General features: G+C 73.3%; 13 protein-coding genes. 6 read left to right on the forward strand and 7 right to left on the reverse strand.

The window, feature by feature from the left end; all coding sequences use genetic code 11:
• The first annotated feature begins 93 nt into the window (after window positions 1–93).
• Together ACFU74_RS20705 and ACFU74_RS20710 are read left to right on the forward strand one after the other, a co-directional pair.
• Window positions 94–1,731: an alpha/beta hydrolase gene (locus ACFU74_RS20705; protein ID WP_380758728.1), complete on the forward strand. Its 1,638-nt coding sequence runs from the start codon at window positions 94–96 to the stop codon at window positions 1,729–1,731.
• Window positions 1,732–1,810: 79 nt separating this feature from the next.
• Entirely contained in the window at window positions 1,811–2,218 is a 408-nt protein-coding gene (locus ACFU74_RS20710) for a hypothetical protein (RefSeq protein ID WP_380758729.1), read from the forward strand.
• On the opposite strand, the gene ACFU74_RS20715 is transcribed toward ACFU74_RS20710, so the two are convergent.
• Complete coding sequence (locus tag ACFU74_RS20715; RefSeq protein ID WP_380758731.1) at window positions 2,170–3,111, reverse strand: LysR family transcriptional regulator; 942 nt, start codon at window positions 3,109–3,111, stop codon at window positions 2,170–2,172. The two genes, ACFU74_RS20710 and ACFU74_RS20715, sit on opposite strands and share 49 nt — an antisense overlap.
• A 77-nt stretch (window positions 3,112–3,188) precedes the next feature.
• Here ACFU74_RS20715 and ACFU74_RS20720 point away from each other — a divergent pair, with 77 nt between their 5' ends.
• On the forward strand, window positions 3,189–3,920 hold the full coding sequence (locus ACFU74_RS20720; protein ID WP_380758733.1) for a hypothetical protein: 732 nt from the start codon (window positions 3,189–3,191) through the stop codon (window positions 3,918–3,920).
• On the opposite strand, the gene coaE is transcribed toward ACFU74_RS20720, so the two are convergent.
• The 4 genes from coaE to rpsA all read right to left on the reverse strand — a co-directional run bounded on the left by coaE (window position 3,904) and on the right by rpsA (window position 9,259).
• Entirely contained in the window at window positions 3,904–4,497 is a 594-nt protein-coding gene (gene coaE, locus ACFU74_RS20725; protein WP_380758735.1) for a dephospho-CoA kinase, read from the reverse strand. The two genes, ACFU74_RS20720 and coaE, sit on opposite strands and share 17 nt — an antisense overlap.
• A gap of 71 nt (window positions 4,498–4,568) precedes the next feature.
• Window positions 4,569–5,210 (reverse strand): MBL fold metallo-hydrolase, encoded by a 642-nt coding sequence (locus ACFU74_RS20730; protein ID WP_380758737.1) that lies wholly within the window; start codon window positions 5,208–5,210, stop codon window positions 4,569–4,571.
• A gap of 25 nt (window positions 5,211–5,235) precedes the next feature.
• Window positions 5,236–7,536 (reverse strand): MMPL family transporter, encoded by a 2,301-nt coding sequence (locus ACFU74_RS20735; protein WP_380758740.1) that lies wholly within the window; start codon window positions 7,534–7,536, stop codon window positions 5,236–5,238.
• A gap of 232 nt (window positions 7,537–7,768) precedes the next feature.
• Window positions 7,769–9,259, reverse strand: a complete 1,491-nt coding sequence (gene rpsA, locus ACFU74_RS20740) for a 30S ribosomal protein S1 (RefSeq protein ID WP_380758741.1) — start codon at window positions 9,257–9,259, stop codon at window positions 7,769–7,771.
• A gap of 418 nt (window positions 9,260–9,677) precedes the next feature.
• Here rpsA and ACFU74_RS20745 point away from each other — a divergent pair, with 418 nt between their 5' ends.
• Both ACFU74_RS20745 and hrpB read left to right on the forward strand, forming a co-directional pair.
• Window positions 9,678–10,544: a class I SAM-dependent methyltransferase gene (locus ACFU74_RS20745; RefSeq protein ID WP_380758743.1), complete on the forward strand. Its 867-nt coding sequence runs from the start codon at window positions 9,678–9,680 to the stop codon at window positions 10,542–10,544.
• Between the two features lie 5 nt (window positions 10,545–10,549).
• The gene (gene hrpB, locus ACFU74_RS20750; protein ID WP_380758745.1) at window positions 10,550–13,057 is read left to right on the forward strand and encodes an ATP-dependent helicase HrpB; all 2,508 of its coding nucleotides are present in this window, start codon (window positions 10,550–10,552) and stop codon (window positions 13,055–13,057) included.
• Between the two features lie 66 nt (window positions 13,058–13,123).
• Here hrpB and ACFU74_RS20755 read toward each other — a convergent pair whose 3' ends face one another.
• Both ACFU74_RS20755 and ACFU74_RS20760 read right to left on the reverse strand, forming a co-directional pair.
• Window positions 13,124–13,327 (reverse strand): DUF397 domain-containing protein, encoded by a 204-nt coding sequence (locus ACFU74_RS20755; RefSeq protein WP_380758747.1) that lies wholly within the window; start codon window positions 13,325–13,327, stop codon window positions 13,124–13,126.
• Entirely contained in the window at window positions 13,320–14,153 is an 834-nt protein-coding gene (locus ACFU74_RS20760; protein WP_380758749.1) for a Scr1 family TA system antitoxin-like transcriptional regulator, read from the reverse strand. The genes ACFU74_RS20755 and ACFU74_RS20760 overlap by 8 nt, the downstream gene beginning before the upstream one ends.
• A gap of 148 nt (window positions 14,154–14,301) precedes the next feature.
• On the opposite strand from ACFU74_RS20760, the gene ACFU74_RS20765 reads away from it, so the two are divergent.
• A complete protein-coding gene (locus ACFU74_RS20765; protein ID WP_380758752.1) occupies window positions 14,302–14,727 on the forward strand; it encodes an ATP-binding protein in 426 nt (141 codons plus the stop codon).
• Window positions 14,728–14,767 lie beyond the last annotated feature (40 nt).

Here is a 14,767-nt window from a genome sequence, read left to right on the forward strand (position 1 = left end):
GGGGCCGGACGGACCAGTCCGGCGGGCGGGCCGCCGGCCCCCGGCCTAGGCTTCCGAGGCGGAACCCCCTGGCGGCCTCGGAACGGAACCCCCATGCACCCTGTCGTACGCGGCGCCGGAGTCCTGGGCCTGGCCGTGGCGCTGGCCGGCGGCGCCACCGGGTGCCAGAGCGGCCCCACGGCGAGCTCCGCGAAGGTCGAACCGTCCACCGCCGCGTCCACCCCCGCCACCTCCGCCGCCACCACCCCGACCACGTCGCCCACGTCGCCCGCCGCCACCGTCCCAGCGCTGCCCGCCGCGCTCACCGGCCAGCAGCCCGCGTGGCGGGCCTGCCCGGCCCCCTCCGCCGCCCAGGGCGGCGGCGAGGCGCCGGGCGCGCCCTGGGAGTGCGCCACCGTCAAGGCCCCGCTGGACCACGCCGATCCCACCGGGCCGACCATCGACCTCGCGCTGATCCGGCTGCCGGCCGTCGGCGGCGGGCCGAGGATCGGCTCGCTGCTCTACAACTTCGGCGGCCCCGGCGCCTCCGGCGTCGCCACCCTGCCCGCCCTCGCCCGGGACTACGCCGACCTCAACACCCGCTACGACCTGGTGGGCTTCGACCCGCGCGGCGTCGGCGAGAGCGCGGGCGTGCACTGCCTGGACGACGCCGCCACGGACGCCGCGGCCGCCGTCGACGGCTCGCCCGACGACACCGGCGAGGTGCGGGCGCTCGACGAGGCCGTCACCGCGTACGCCTCCGCCTGCCGGAGCAACTCCGGCGCCGTCCTGGCCCACATCGACACCGTCTCGGCGGCACGCGACCTCGACCTGCTCCGCCAGGTGCTCGGCGACGAGCGGCTGCACTACTTCGGCTTCTCCTACGGCACCGAACTCGGCGGCGTCTACGCCCACCTGTACCCGCACACCGTCGGCCGCCTGGTGATGGACGCCGTCGTCGACCCGACCCAGGACCCGGTGCAGGGCTCGCTCGGCCAGGCCGCGGGCTTCCAGCACGCCCTGGAGAACTTCATGGCGGCCTGCGCCGAGCAGGTCGGCGACCTCTGCCCGACCGGCCCGGGCGGCACCGAGGGCACCCGGCGGATCACCACCCTGCTCCAGGGCCTGGACACCGCCCCGCTGCCCGGCGGCGACGGCCGCACCCTCACCCAGGACCTCGCCGTCACCGGCATCGCCGCCGCGCTCTACAGCGAGGCGAGCTGGAACGCCCTCGCCGTCGGCCTCCAGGAGGCGCTGCAACTCGGCACCGGCGACACCCTGCTCGCGCTCGCCGACGCCTACCAGGGCCGCGACCCGCAGGGCCGCTACAGCAACCTGTCCGCCGCCAACCGGGCCATCAACTGCGTCGACGACCGGCAGCGCTACACCGCCGCCGAGGTCGGCGCGCAGCTTCCGGCGTTCCGTCAGGCCTCGCCGGTCTTCGGCGACTTCGCCGCCTGGGGGCTCACCTCCTGCGCGGGCTGGCCGGTGTCCGGCCTGACCGACCACCCCGACGTCAGCGCCCCCGGTGCGGCCCCGATCGTGGTCATCGGCAACACCGGCGACCCGGCCACCCCGTACGAGGGGGCCCGGGCGATGGCACAGCAGCTCGGCGCGGGCGTCGGGGTGACCGTCACCCTGCGCGGGCAGGGCCACGGCGGCTACGACACCGGCAACGCCTGCCTCAAGCAGGCCGTCGACCAGTACCTGCTGGACGGCCTGGTGCCCGCCGACGGCACCACCTGCACGTAACAAGCCGTCACCAACCTCCCACCCCGGTCGGGGACTTCGCGGAACGACGCCCTACCGTGGGCCCCGGAAAGGGGACCACATGACCGCCAACCCGCCACGGCTGCAGGGCAATCGCTGCCTCCTCGACCCCGCGCACCCGTTCCCCGAACGGGTCACCCGGCTGGTCCGGGCCTGGGAGGACGACGGCCGGGCCGGCTACCGCCTGGTCGACGGACGGGCGCTGCTCGCCCTCTACTGCTGGCACCTGGACGCCACCCGGCGCGGCACCGCCGACGACGCCCCGGCCACCACCGCGTACGTCGCAGCGGCCTTCGCCGCCAACGGGGGCGCGGACGGCTGGGACGCACTGCTGCGCGAACGGGCCGACTGCACCTGCCACGGCCAGAGCTGGCGGCTGGAGAACATCTCGGTCTGCCTGGGCTGTCTGCGCTACGTCTGCTACCGGGTCGACGGCCCGTGCTGCCCCGGCGCCCGCATCGTCGGCTGAGCCTCGCCCGCGCCCCCCGTCAGCAGCCGGGCCAGCAGCGCGGCGGGCCCCTCGGGCAGGGCGCCGTGGACCAGTTCGACGCGGTGCACCAGCCGGGGCGCCCGGACCGGGACGGCCGCGACCCCCGGCGCACCCGCCAGGGCGGCGGCGGGCAGCAGGGCCAGCCCGTGCCCGGCGGCGACCAGGGCGAGCAGCCCGCGCAGATCGGTGCCCAGGTAGCGGGCGGCCGGCCGGTAGCCGTCGACGGCGGTGGCGGCGCGCAGCCTGGCCCCGGTCGGGGCGAGGCCGGGAGCGTCCAGCCAGTGCGCGGCGGACAGGTCGGCGAGCGCCGGACCGGGGCGCCCGGCGAGCGGATGGCCCGCCGGCAGGGCGACCGCGAGCGGCTGCTCCGCGACGGCGAGGGTGGTGAGCGGGCCCACGTCGGGCAGCGGGAGCGGGTCGGACGGGGCGGCCGGGCCGTCGACGAGCGCGACGTCCACGGCGCCGGCGGCGACCTCGGCGGGCAGGGCGTCCTGGGCGAGCACCCGGACCGTCAGATCCACCACCGGATACACCCGGCGCACCTCGGCGAGCGCGCGCCCCACCTCCACTCCGAACGCCAGCGGTGTGGCCCCGACCGTGAGCCGGGCGCTCGCGGCGCCCGCCAGGCGCGCGATGTCGGCTCGCGCCGCATCGATCCTCAGCAGCAGCGCGGAGGCGTGCTCCAGCAGCCGCGCGCCCGCCTCAGTCGGGCCGACCGGGCGGCGGTACAGCACCGCCGTACCGAGGTCCGCCTCCAGCGCGGCGATCTGCTGGGAGACCGCCGACTGGGTGTAGCCGAGCTCCCGGGCCGCCTCGGAGAACGAGCCCAGCCGGACCACGGCGACGAAGGTGCGCAACTGCTGCGGCTCCACGGGCCATCACGTCCACTGATCGAGGAGTAAGGAATCATCGTTGGCGCTGATGCCGCGCCGCCGGTCAGGATAACGGCATGACGCATCCCGCCCCGCGCCTCGCCCTGGTCGGCGACCGGTCGACCGCCGTCCGCTCGCACACCCGGATCCCCGCACTGCTCGACGCGCTCGCCGACCGCGACCAGCTCGTCCTGGACGCCTACTGGATCCCCACCGAGGAGGCCGCCGCCCCCGGCGCGCTCGACGGCTTCGACGCCGTCTGGCTGCTCCCCGGCAGCCCGTACCGCAGCGAGGACGGCGCGGTGGCCGCCGTACGCGCCGCCCGCGAACGCCGCATCCCCTTCCTCGGCACCTGCGCCGGCTTCCAGCACGCGGTGCTGGAGTACGCCCGCCACGTCTGCGGCATCGGCGGCGCCGCGCACGGCGAGAACGACCCCGGCGAGGACGATCTGGTGATCGTGCCGCTCAGCTGCTCCCTGGTCGGGCACGAGGGCGCGGTGCGCCTGACGCCCGGATCACTGGCCGAGCGGGTCCTTGGCGCGCCGCGCACGGTGGAGCGCTACCACTGCGCGTACGGGCTGAACGACGCCTACCGGGAGCGGCTGCACGCCGGCGGCCTGCGGTTCAGCGGCGCGGACGACTCCGGACAGCTGCGGATCCTGGAGCTGCCCGCCGAGGCGCACCCGTTCTTCCTCGCCTCGCTGTTCCAGCCGGAGCTGGCCGGCGACGGCACCCGGGCCCACCCGATGATCCGCGCCTTCGCCGCCGCCGCTGCCGGCCGGACCGCCGCCCTCAACGACGGTCGGTGAGCCGCTCCCACACCTCGGCGACCCTGGGCGCGAGCTCCTCCAGCGGGCCGCTGTTGTCGATCACCAGGTCGGCGATCGCCAGCCGGTCGGCCCGGCTCGCCTGGGCGGCCATCCGGGCCCGGGCCTCCTCCTCGGTCATCCCGCGCAGCCGGACCAACCGCTCGACCCGCACCTCGTCCGCCGCGTCCACGACGACCACCTTGTCGTACAGCGGCCCGAGCCCGTTCTCGGCGAGCAGCGGGACGTCGTGGACCACCACCGCGTCCGGCGCGGCCGCCGCCTCCAGCTCGGCGGACCGCGCCCGGACCAGCGGGTGCACGATCGCGTTCAGCGCCCGCAGCCGCTCCGGGTCGGCGAAGACGATCGCGCCGAGCGCCGGCCGGTCCAGCGAGCCGTCCGCCGCGAGCACGCCCTCGCCGAACTCGGCGGCCACGGCCTTGAGGCCCGCCGTGCCGGGGGCGACCACCTCGCGGGCGATCACATCGGAGTCCACGATCACCGCGCCGTGGGCGGCGAGCAGCCGCGACACCTCGCTCTTGCCGGCGCCAATGCCGCCCGTCAGTCCGATCTTCAGCATGGCGCCAGGCTACCGGCGGTGGTTGTCAGCTGGCACCCGAGGCTTGTCGGCCGACACGTACCTCACCGCGGTCACCCCAGGTCGAGGCTCTCGCCCTCCCCCAGAGTCCGCAGCTCCGCCCCGGTGCCCGGCCCTCCGGGCCCGACCAGCCGGGTGTGCACGGCCAGGCCGGCCGGGCTGAGCACCGCGTCGTGCACCGGGACGGCCTGCCGGGGCCCGGCCTCGCGGACGTAGTCGACCAGCTCGGCGACCTTGGTCCACGGCGCGGCGATCGGCAGCAGCAGGGTGTCCACCGGCTGCGGCGGGACGGTCAGCGCGTCCCCGGGGTGGAACAGCCGCCCGTCGAAGAGGAAGCCGACGTTGCGCACCCGGGGGATCTCCGGGTGGATCACCGCGTGCCACTCGCCGTGCACCGTGACGGCGATCCCGCCGACCTCGAAGGCGTCGTCCTCGCCGACCGCGGTCACCCGCCGGGCCACCCCCTCCAGCTTCCGGGCGACGTCCGGGTTGGTCCACACCCGCAGCGCCGGGTCCGCCTCCAGCGCCGCCCGCAGCGGGGCCTCGTCGAAGTGGTCGGCGTGCTCGTGGGTGATCAGCACGGCGTCCGCGCCCGCCAGGGCGGCCGGATCGGTGAACATCCCGGGATCGACGACGACGGTCGCCCCCTCGTGCTCCAGGCGTACGCAGGCATGTCCGAACTTGGTGATCCGCATGCCTCAGCACGGTACTCCCGAACCGCTAAGGCGCGACGGCGACCGGCTCCTTCCCCCCGACGGGCACCGCCTCCCCGACGGGCGCCGCCTCCGCGACGGGCTCCTCGTCGACGGCGACCGGCCGCTGGGCCGGCAGCGCCGCCGCCCCGATCTCCGGCAGCTCGACGTGCTCGCTCAGCCCGAACCGGTCGTGCAGCCGGCGCAGCGGGGCCGGCGCCCACCAGTTGAACTCGCCGAACAGGCTCATCGCGGCGGGCACCAGCAGGCAGCGCACCAGCGTGGCGTCGACCGCCACCGCGACGGCCAGCGCGATGCCCATCTGCTTGACCATCAGCATGTCGCCGAGCGCGAAGCCGGCGAAGACGATCACCATCAGCAGCGCCGCCGAGGTGATGATCCGCCCGCTGCGCTGGACGCCCAGCTCCACCGCCCGGGTACAGCTGTGACCCTTGTCCCGCAGCTCCTTGATCCTGGCGAGCAGGAAGACCTCGTAGTCCATCGACAGCCCGAAGGCGAAGGCGAACACCAGCACCGGGATGAAGGTCTCAAGACCGCCGGTGGGGCTGAAGCCCAGCAGTCCGCTGAACCAGCCGTCCTGGAAGACCAGGGTGAGCGCGCCCAGCGAGGCGCCCAGCGAGAGCAGGTTCATCAGCAGGGCCTTGACCGGCATCACCACCGAGCCGGTCATCAGGAACAGCAGGATCAGCGTGCCGAGCGCCACCAGGCCGAGCGCGATCGGCCCCCGGGTGAGCAGTTCGTCCTGGAAGTCGACGACCGAGGCCGCGCCGCCGGTCACCTCGGTGGTGAGCCCGCCGCGGTCGGCGCGCAGCTCCTTGACCACCTGCTTGGCCTGCCCGCCCTGGGGGTCGCCGTGCACCAGCACGTCGATGGTGGAGACGGTGTCGCTCACCGGGGTGACGGCGCGCACGCCGCTGACGCCCGGCACCTTGGCCACCACGTCGTCCGCGTAGGCCTGGGCGACGGCGGCGCCGCTCTCCACCACCACCGTGATCGGGGCGGCGGAGGCCTGCGGGAAGCGCTGGTCGATCGTCTCGGCGACCTGCCGGCCGGCCGAGGAGGCGGGCAGCACGGCGGCGCCGGAGCTGCGCATGTCGGCGTGCAGGAACGGCGCACCGGCGGCCACCAGCAGCGCGGTGCAGGCGAGCGCCACGGGCACCGCCCGCTTGCCGACCCGGCGCACCGTCCGGCTGAAGAAGCCCTCGTCGGGGACGGGCGCCGTGGGTGCCTTGATCCGGCTCCCGGCGAAGCCCAGCAGCGCGGGGATGAGGGTCAGCGCGGCGGCGACCGCGATCACCACGACGCTCACCCCGGCCGCGGAGACGGCGGCGAGCACCGGACTGGTGAAGACGAACAGGCCGGAGAGCGCGACGGCCACGGTCAGTCCGGAGAAGGCGACGGTGCGCCCGGCCGTGGCGGCGGTCCGCTCGACGGCGGCGGCGATGGTGGCGCCGTGGCCGCGTTCCTCGCGGAAACGGTTCACCATGAGCAGCGCGTAGTCGATCGACAGGCCGAGGCCGAGCACGGTGGCGATCGGCAGCACGCTGGTGTCGATGTCCATGATCTTGCTGAAGCCGAACATGGCCAGCAGCGCGCCGCCGACCGAGGCGACCGCGCCGATCACCGGCAGGCTGGCGGCGGCCAGGCCGCCGAAGACCAGCACCATGACGATCAGGGTGAGCGGCAGGGTGACGATCTCGCCGAAGCGGGTGTCCCGCTCGGTCTGCTTCTTGACCTCCTCCTCCAGCACCAGGTCCCCACCGACGGTCACCTTGCCGCCGTCGGCCCGGACGTCGGCCTGAATGGCGGAAAGTCGCTGGGTGACGGCGGTGGTCTGGGCGGAGGTGCTGGTGTCGGACATCCGCACCGAGACCAGGCTCGCGGTGCCGTCGGCCGAGCGGAGCGCGGCGGCGCCCGGGCCCGGGCCGTAGGCGTCGGCGGCCGAGGAGACCCCGGGAAGGGCGGCGATCTCGGCGGTGGCGCGGGTGACGGCGTCCCGGACGGCCGCGTCGTCCACCGGCCGGCCGTCCACCACGGCGGTGACGGTACCCCTGGCCGGGTCTGCGGCGGTGACGACGGCGCTGCCGCGGTCCGCCTCGGAGGAGGCGGAGGAGGCGCCGGCCACCGAGCCCTCGAAGACCCGCCCGCCGATCAGCACGCCTATCACCAGCACGACGGCCCAGAAACCGAGCACCCAGCGCCGCTGCCGGTAGCAGAACCGGCCGAGGGCGGCGAGGCGGCCGCCGACCGGCTGATCGGCGGACGGGCGGGGGGAGGCGGCGGAAGACACGGCGGAGCGAAGGCTCATGTGCGGGGGGTGCCTAGCGTGCGGGGCCGGGTGAGCGGCCCATCGGGCAACTCCTCCCAAGGTAGGCGCCGGGTCCCGAATCACCCATAGGTATTCAATGAGCCCCTCATCACAAAAATCCTTCACATAAGGAACAAATAATGAAGGTCGAAAAACAATGAACCCCGCTCGGAAACCGAGCGGGGTTCATCGATGACGCTATGCGCTAGTCACGCACCAGCGGGGCAGAGCTTCAGCTCTGGCCGCCGGCCAGCTTCTCGCGCAGGGCGGCCAGGGCCTCGTCCGAGGCCAGGGCGCCGGAGCCCTCGTCGCTGCTGGACGAGTAGGAGCCACCCGCGGCGGCGGCGACGGCGTCGCCACCCTCGGCAGCGGCCTCCGCGTCGGCCTCGCGGCTCTTGATGACCTGGGCCTGGTGCTGCTCGAAGCGCGCCTGGGCCTCGGCGTACTGCCGCTCCCACTCCTCACGCTGCTTCTCGTAGCCCGCCAGCCAGTCGTTGGCCTCGGGGTCGAAGCCCTCCGGGTAGATGTAGTTGCCCTGGTCGTCGTAGGACGCGGCCATGCCGTACAGGGTCGGGTCGAACTCGACCTCGGCCGGGTTGGCACCCAGCGCCTCGTTGGCCTGCTTCAGCGAGAGGCTGATGCGACGACGCTCGAGGTCGATGTCGATGACCTTGACGAAGATCTCGTCGCCGACCTGGACGACCTGCTCCGGGATCTCGACGTGGCGCTCGGCCAGCTCGGAGATGTGGACCAGACCCTCGATGCCCTCGTCCACGCGGACGAACGCACCGAACGGAACCAGCTTGGTGACCTTACCCGGGACGACCTGGCCGATCTGGTGGGTACGGGCGAACTGCTGCCACGGGTCCTCCTGGGTCGCCTTCAGCGACAGGGAGACACGCTCGCGGTCCATGTCGACGTCGAGGACCTCGACGGTGACCTCCTGGCCGACCTCGACGACCTCGGACGGGTGGTCGATGTGCTTCCAGGAGAGCTCGGAGACGTGAACCAGGCCGTCGACGCCACCCAGGTCCACGAAGGCACCGAAGTTGACGATCGAGGAGACGACGCCGGAGCGCACCTGGCCCTTCTGCAGGGTGGTGAGGAAGGTCTGGCGGACCTCGCTCTGGGTCTGCTCCAGCCAGGCACGGCGGGACAGGACCACGTTGTTGCGGTTCTTGTCCAGCTCGATGATCTTGGCCTCGAGCTCCTTGCCCACGTAGGGCTGGAGGTCGCGGACGCGACGCATCTCGACGAGCGAGGCCGGGAGGAAGCCACGGAGGCCGATGTCGAGGATGAGACCACCCTTGACGACCTCGATGACGGTACCGGTGACGATGCCGTCCTCTTCCTTGATCTTCTCGATCGTGCCCCAGGCACGCTCGTACTGAGCGCGCTTCTTGGACAGGATGAGACGACCCTCCTTGTCCTCCTTCTGGAGAACCAGGGCCTCGATGTTGTCGCCGACGGCGACGACCTCGTGCGGGTCGACGTCGTGCTTGATCGACAGCTCGCGGGACGGGATGACGCCCTCGGTCTTGTAACCGATGTCGAGGAGAACCTCGTCACGGTCGACCTTCACGATGACGCCCTCGACGATGTCGCCATCGTTGAAGTACTTGATGGTCTCGTCGATCGCGGCCAGGAACGCCTCGGCGTCGCCGATGTCGTTGAGCGCGACCTGCGGGGTGGTGCTGAGGGAGGAGTCGGTGGGGCTCGTCATTAGGAAAAGGGCTCCGGTACGGACATGAAAGTCGTAGGTAATGCCACGCGGAGGGCCCGTATCGCTCCCACCGAAAGCCGGACAGCCAAGAACACGGAGCACCGGGATTCCCGTGGCAACGGGAGATCGGCGTCCGTCTTGCGACCGTGGGGTCTTCGACAGATGCGAGCGCGACCTGCTCCGTCCGAGGCGCGCAGGCCCGCAGCGCAACTTGTAGCATACGGGGACGGCCAGGCACGGTCAACGCCAGAAACGGCAAGACGGTGGAGCCCGGTATGGATCAGGCCATATCCTCCGATTGCGCACCTCAACGGGTGGCGGCCGCTGGGAGGACCCTTCCCCGGATGCCACCACCGGGACACCGGGCCTCTCGGACCGGTTCACGGCAGCGGCGCTTCCGCAGACCACACCCTACGCGATGGGCCTTCTCACCGTGACCGGCACCCCCCTCCCCGACCCCATTGATCTCGACATCGATCTTGACGAGGACGGCGACGACCCGGTAAGGCGGTCCGCCGGCACCGGCGAGAGCAGCCGCGCCAGCCGCCACTGGTGGGACCGCAACGCCGACGAATACCAGGACGAGCACGGCGAGTTCCTCGGCGACGACCGGTTCACCTGGTGCCCCGAGGGCCTCGACGAGGCGGACGCCCGGCTGCTCGGCGACGTCGCCGGCCGCACCGTCCTGGAGATCGGCGCCGGCGCCGCCCAGTGCTCGCGCTGGCTGGCCGGCCGCGGCGCCCGCCCGGTCGCCCTCGACATCTCGCACCGCCAGCTCCAGCACTCGCTGCGGATCGACCTCGCCCGCGGCGCCGCGCCCGTCCCGGTCGTCCAGGCCGACGCCGCCGTGCTGCCCTTCGCCGACGCCTCCTTCGACCTCGCCTGCTCCGCCTACGGCGCCGTCCCGTTCAGCGCCGACACCGCCGCCCTGATGCGCGAGGTCCACCGGGTGCTGCGGCCCGGCGGGCGCTGGGTCTTCTCGGTCACCCACCCGATCCGCTGGGCCTTCCCCGACGAGCCCGGCGTCGAGGGCCTCACCGCCGTCGCCTCCTACTTCGACCGCACCCCCTACGTCGAACAGGACGACCAGGGCCGGGCCACCTACGTCGAGCACCACCGCACCCTCGGCGACCGGGTCCGCGAACTCGTCGCCGCCGGCTTCCGGCTGCTCGACCTCGTCGAGCCCGAGTGGCCGGACGGGCACGAGCAGGACTGGGGCGGCTGGTCGCCGCTGCGCGGGCGGCTCATCCCGGGCACGGCGATCTTCGTCGCCGAGCGGGGCTGAGCCCGTTGCACCCCGCGTGGCGCGAGCTGCCCGTCCGATCCGCCCTGCCCGCGCTGGCCGACGCGCTGGAGGGGCACGGCGCCGCCGTCCTCGCCGCGCCGCCCGGCACCGGCAAGACCACCCTGGTGCCGCTCGCCCTGGCCGGGCTGCTCGGTTCCGGACCCGTTCGCCGCGTCCTCGTCGCCGAACCGCGACGGCTCGCCGTCCGGGCCGCCGCCCGGCGGATGGCCTGGCTGCTCGGCTCGGCCGTCGGTGAGCAGGTCGGCTTCACCGTACGCGGCGAGCGGCGCGTCGGCCCGGAGACCGTGGTCGAGGTGGTCACCACCGGCGTACTGCTGCAACGCCTCCAGCGCGACCAGGAGCTGCCCGGCGTCGACGTCGTCGTGCTCGACGAGTGCCACGAACGGCACCTGGACGCGGACACCGCGCTCGCCTTCCTGCTCGACGTGCGCGCCGCGCTGCGGCCCGAGCTGCGGATCGTCTGCGCCTCCGCGACCTCCGACACCGCCGCCTGGGCGGAACTCCTGGACGGCGCGCCGGTCGTCGAGGCGCACGGGGTCTCGCACCCGGTCGAGGTGGTGTGGGCGCCGCCGCCGCGCGCCGTCCGGCCCGCGCACGGCACCCGGGTGGACTTCGCGCTGCTCGACCACGTCGCGGCGGTGGTGCGGCGGGCGCTCGCCGAGCGGGACGGGGACGTGCTCTGCTTCCTGCCCGGCGTCGGCGAGATCGCCCGGGTCGCCGGGCAACTCGGCGGCGTGCCCGCCGAGGTCCTCCAACTGCACGGGCGCGCCCCGCAGGCCGTCCAGGACGCCGCCCTCGCGCCGTCCGCCTCCCGCCGCGTCGTCCTGTCCACCGCCGTCGCCGAGTCCTCCCTCACCGTCCCCGGCGTCCGGGTCGTGGTGGACGCCGGGCTGGCCCGCGAACCGCGCACCGACCACGCGCGCGGACTCGCCGCCCTGGTCACCGTGCGCGCCTCGCTCGCCGCCGCCCGCCAGCGGGCCGGCCGCGCCGGGCGCGAGGCCCCGGGCACCGTCTACCGCTGCTGGCACGAGGCCGAGGACGCCCGCGCGGCCCGCTTCCCCACTCCCGAGATCGCCCTCGCCGACCTCACCCCGTTCGCGCTCCAGGCCGCGGTGTGGGGCGACCCGGACGCCACGGGGCTCGCCCTGCCCGACCGGCCCCCGACCGGCGCGATGGCCGCGGCCCGGGAGACCCTGCTCGCCCTCGGGGCGGTCTCCCCCGACGGCCGCGCGACGAAGCGCGGCACCCGACTCGCCCGCACCGGCCTGCACCCGCGCCTCGCCCGCGCCCTCGTCGACGGCGCGCCCGCCGTGGGCGCCCGCCGGGCGGCCGAAGTGGTCGCCCTGCTCTCCGAGGAACCGCCGCGCGCGCTGGGGGACGACCTGGGCGCGGTGTGGCGCACCGTCCGCACCTCCCGCGATCCCTACGCCGGCCGCTGGCGCGAGGAAGTCCGCCGCCTCCTGCGCGCCACCTCCGACGAACCCGCCACCTCCCTGACCGACGCCACCGCCGTCGGCCTGGTCGTCGCCCTCGCCTTCCCGGAACGCATCGCCCGAGCCCGGGTGGAACGGCCCGCCCCCGGCGAGCGCAGCCCGTACCTGATGGCCTCGGGCACCGCCGCCGAACTCGCCCCCGGCACGGCCCTCGGCGCCGTACCGTGGCTCGCCGTCGCAGTCGCCGACCGCCCGGCCGGCTCGCACTCGGCGCGGATCCTGCACGCCGCCGTACTGGAGGAGGACACCGCCCGCCAGGCCGGGGCGCCGCTGCTCACCAGTCGCGCCGAGGTCCACTGGGACACCCGGCGCAGCGACGTCGTCTCCCGCCAGGTGGAGTCCCTCGGCGCCGTGGAACTCGCCGAGAAGCCCCTCAACCGCCCTGATCCGGCGTTGGTCCGCACAGCCCTCCTGGAGGGCCTCACCCGCGAGGGCATCAGCGCCCTCCTGAGCTTTCCGTCCAACCTCCGCGAGCGCCTTGCGTTCCTCCACAGCGCCATCGGAGCCCCCTGGCCCGATGTCTCCGACGAGGCGCTGCTCGACCGCGCCGACGAGTGGCTGGAGCCCGAACTCTCCCGCGCCCGCCGCCGCGCCGACCTGGCGAGGATCGACACCACCGCCGCCCTCCAACGCCTCCTGCCATGGTCCACCGGCGAGGCAGGCCGCCTGGACGAACTCGCCCCCGAACGCATCAATGTCCCCAGCGGATCGAAGATCCGAGTCGACTACACCAATGAACGCCCCGTACTGGCCGTCAAGTTGCAGGAACTCTTCGGCTGGAAGGCGGCCCCCGTGCTGGCCGCCGGAAGAATCCCCCTCACCATCCACCTCCTCTCCCCCGCCGGCCGCCCCGCCGCCATCACAGGAGACCTGGCGTCCTTCTGGCAGAACGGCTACCCCGCCGTCCGCGCAGACCTCAGAGGCCGCTACCCCCGCCACCCCTGGCCCGAAGACCCGACGACGGCGGAGCCCACCAAGCGCACCAACGCCCGGAAGTAGCCCTCAAGAGAAGGCCCCGCCGCCCAAAGCACGGGCGGCGGGGCCCCGGACGACTCGTGGATTCCGTCAGGCCTCGCCGAACTCGCCGACACGAACGCCCGCAACGAACGACTGCCAAGCGGAGGTCGAAAAAGCCAGTGCCGGGCCCTCCGGATCCTTGGAATCACGGACTGGCACCCGGCCCGGCGACCCGATCGCCACCTCGACGCATTGCCCCTGCTGGGCACTGTACGAGCTCTTGCGCCAAGCGGCGCCGCACAGGTCATCCATGATCAAAACCCTTCCGCACTTCTCGAATGAACTCGATGCTCGCCGCCCGCGACAATGCCTCCACCTGGAGGTGATCGTACTCACTGGCCCACCCGGCCAGCGTCTCCGGATCCCGTTCGAGAAAGCCCCGCTTCTGCGTCTCCCCATAGCCAACCATGGACCTGTTCTGCATGGTCAGCAACGTAATTGGGTGCGCAAACGGTCTGACCTCGCCCAGCGAGAACGGGCTGACCTGCACAAGGACGCGAGGCCGACCCGCAAGGGACTCAAGGTGCCGCAATTGCTCGACCATGACTTCGCGACTTCCGATGGATCGCCGCAGCGCCCCTTCGTCTATGACCGCGTGGATGAGTGGTGCGGGATCACCAACAAGGAGCTGCTGCCTGTGGAGTAGCAACTCCGTTCGCTCATCGGCCTGCTGCTGCGTTGCGACACCCCGGCTGACCAGCGCCCCCTGATACGCGCGGATGTATGCGGGGGTCTGCAGGAGGCTCGGAACGATGTTGATCTCGAACAGCCGCATCGCCACAGCCTTCGACTCATCGCCCAGATACTCCTCGAAGCCCTCGAACAGGATGCGCCGACCCGACTTGCTCCACTCCGCCAGGAACTGCCGCTCCAAACCGAACGCTCTGTCAAGTTGTGTTGAGATTCGTCGAGTTGCTCTCCTGCGCCCATTTTCGAGGGCGGAGATGTGCGACGACGTACACCCGACCAGCCCCGCAAGGTACTCCTGCGTCCACCCTCGCTGCTCCCGCGACCTGCGCACGAGCGCCCCAAACTCGGCCGCCGGGGATCCCTGAGGATCAAGTTCCCTCTTGTTCAAGGCGATTCACCCTACCAATCAAACAGCATCGACAAGTTGAATACCTCCAGATCCTAGAGCACAGTGGATTCGCCGGGTAGTCGATTCGCTACACACCGAAGTGACGCCTTGGCGCCCCTCCGTCCCACCCCCACCGAGGTACTCCGCCATGCCCGCTTCCTGCCGCCCCCGCTCGTTCGCCGCCCGCCTCGACTCCCGCACCTCCTCCACCCCCATCGCCCGGCAACTCCTCCGCGCGTACCTCGCCGCCCTGCCCACCGGCGACCGCTACTCCGACATCGCCGAACTCCTCCTCGGCGAGCTGTTCGCCAACGCCGTCCAGCACTGCGACGCCCCCAGCGACCGCCTCATCGAGATCCGCTTCGCCCTCGTCAACTCCCGCCTGCGCCTCGAAGTCCACGACGCCGGCAGCGGCCGCCCCACCCTCCACACCGCCGCCCCCGACGACGAGCACGGCCGCGGCCTCTTCCTCGTCGACGAACTCGCCGAACGCTGGGGCTGCTGCCCCCGCGCGGGCGGCGTCGGCAAGTTCGTCTGGGCCCTGATCACCCCCGCCTTCGCCCATGCCGCCTGAACGTCGCGTCGCGGAGGCCTACCCCCACGCAACCCGCCCC

The sequence above is a fragment of the Kitasatospora sp. NPDC057500 genome (assembly GCF_042802195.1).
Lineage (GTDB): Bacteria > Actinomycetota > Actinomycetes > Streptomycetales > Streptomycetaceae > Kitasatospora.

Excerpts from the sequence above, each read along its gene's own strand:
- ACFU74_RS20730 (WP_380758737.1), bottom strand. The coding sequence starts at position 5,210 with ATGCGGATCACCAAGTTCGGACATGCCTGCGTACGCCTGGAGCACGAG.
- ACFU74_RS20705 (WP_380758728.1), top strand. The coding sequence starts at position 94 with ATGCACCCTGTCGTACGCGGCGCCGGAGTCCTGGGCCTGGCCGTGGCG.
- ACFU74_RS20765 (WP_380758752.1), top strand. The coding sequence starts at position 14,302 with ATGCCCGCTTCCTGCCGCCCCCGCTCGTTCGCCGCCCGCCTCGACTCC.
- ACFU74_RS20720 (WP_380758733.1), top strand. The coding sequence starts at position 3,189 with ATGACGCATCCCGCCCCGCGCCTCGCCCTGGTCGGCGACCGGTCGACC.
- coaE (WP_380758735.1), bottom strand. The coding sequence starts at position 4,497 with ATGCTGAAGATCGGACTGACGGGCGGCATTGGCGCCGGCAAGAGCGAG.
- rpsA (WP_380758741.1), bottom strand. The coding sequence starts at position 9,259 with ATGACGAGCCCCACCGACTCCTCCCTCAGCACCACCCCGCAGGTCGCG.
- ACFU74_RS20745 (WP_380758743.1), top strand. The coding sequence starts at position 9,678 with ATGGGCCTTCTCACCGTGACCGGCACCCCCCTCCCCGACCCCATTGAT.
- ACFU74_RS20735 (WP_380758740.1), bottom strand. The coding sequence starts at position 7,536 with ATGAGCCTTCGCTCCGCCGTGTCTTCCGCCGCCTCCCCCCGCCCGTCC.
- ACFU74_RS20755 (WP_380758747.1), bottom strand. The coding sequence starts at position 13,327 with ATGGATGACCTGTGCGGCGCCGCTTGGCGCAAGAGCTCGTACAGTGCC.
- ACFU74_RS20710 (WP_380758729.1), top strand. The coding sequence starts at position 1,811 with ATGACCGCCAACCCGCCACGGCTGCAGGGCAATCGCTGCCTCCTCGAC.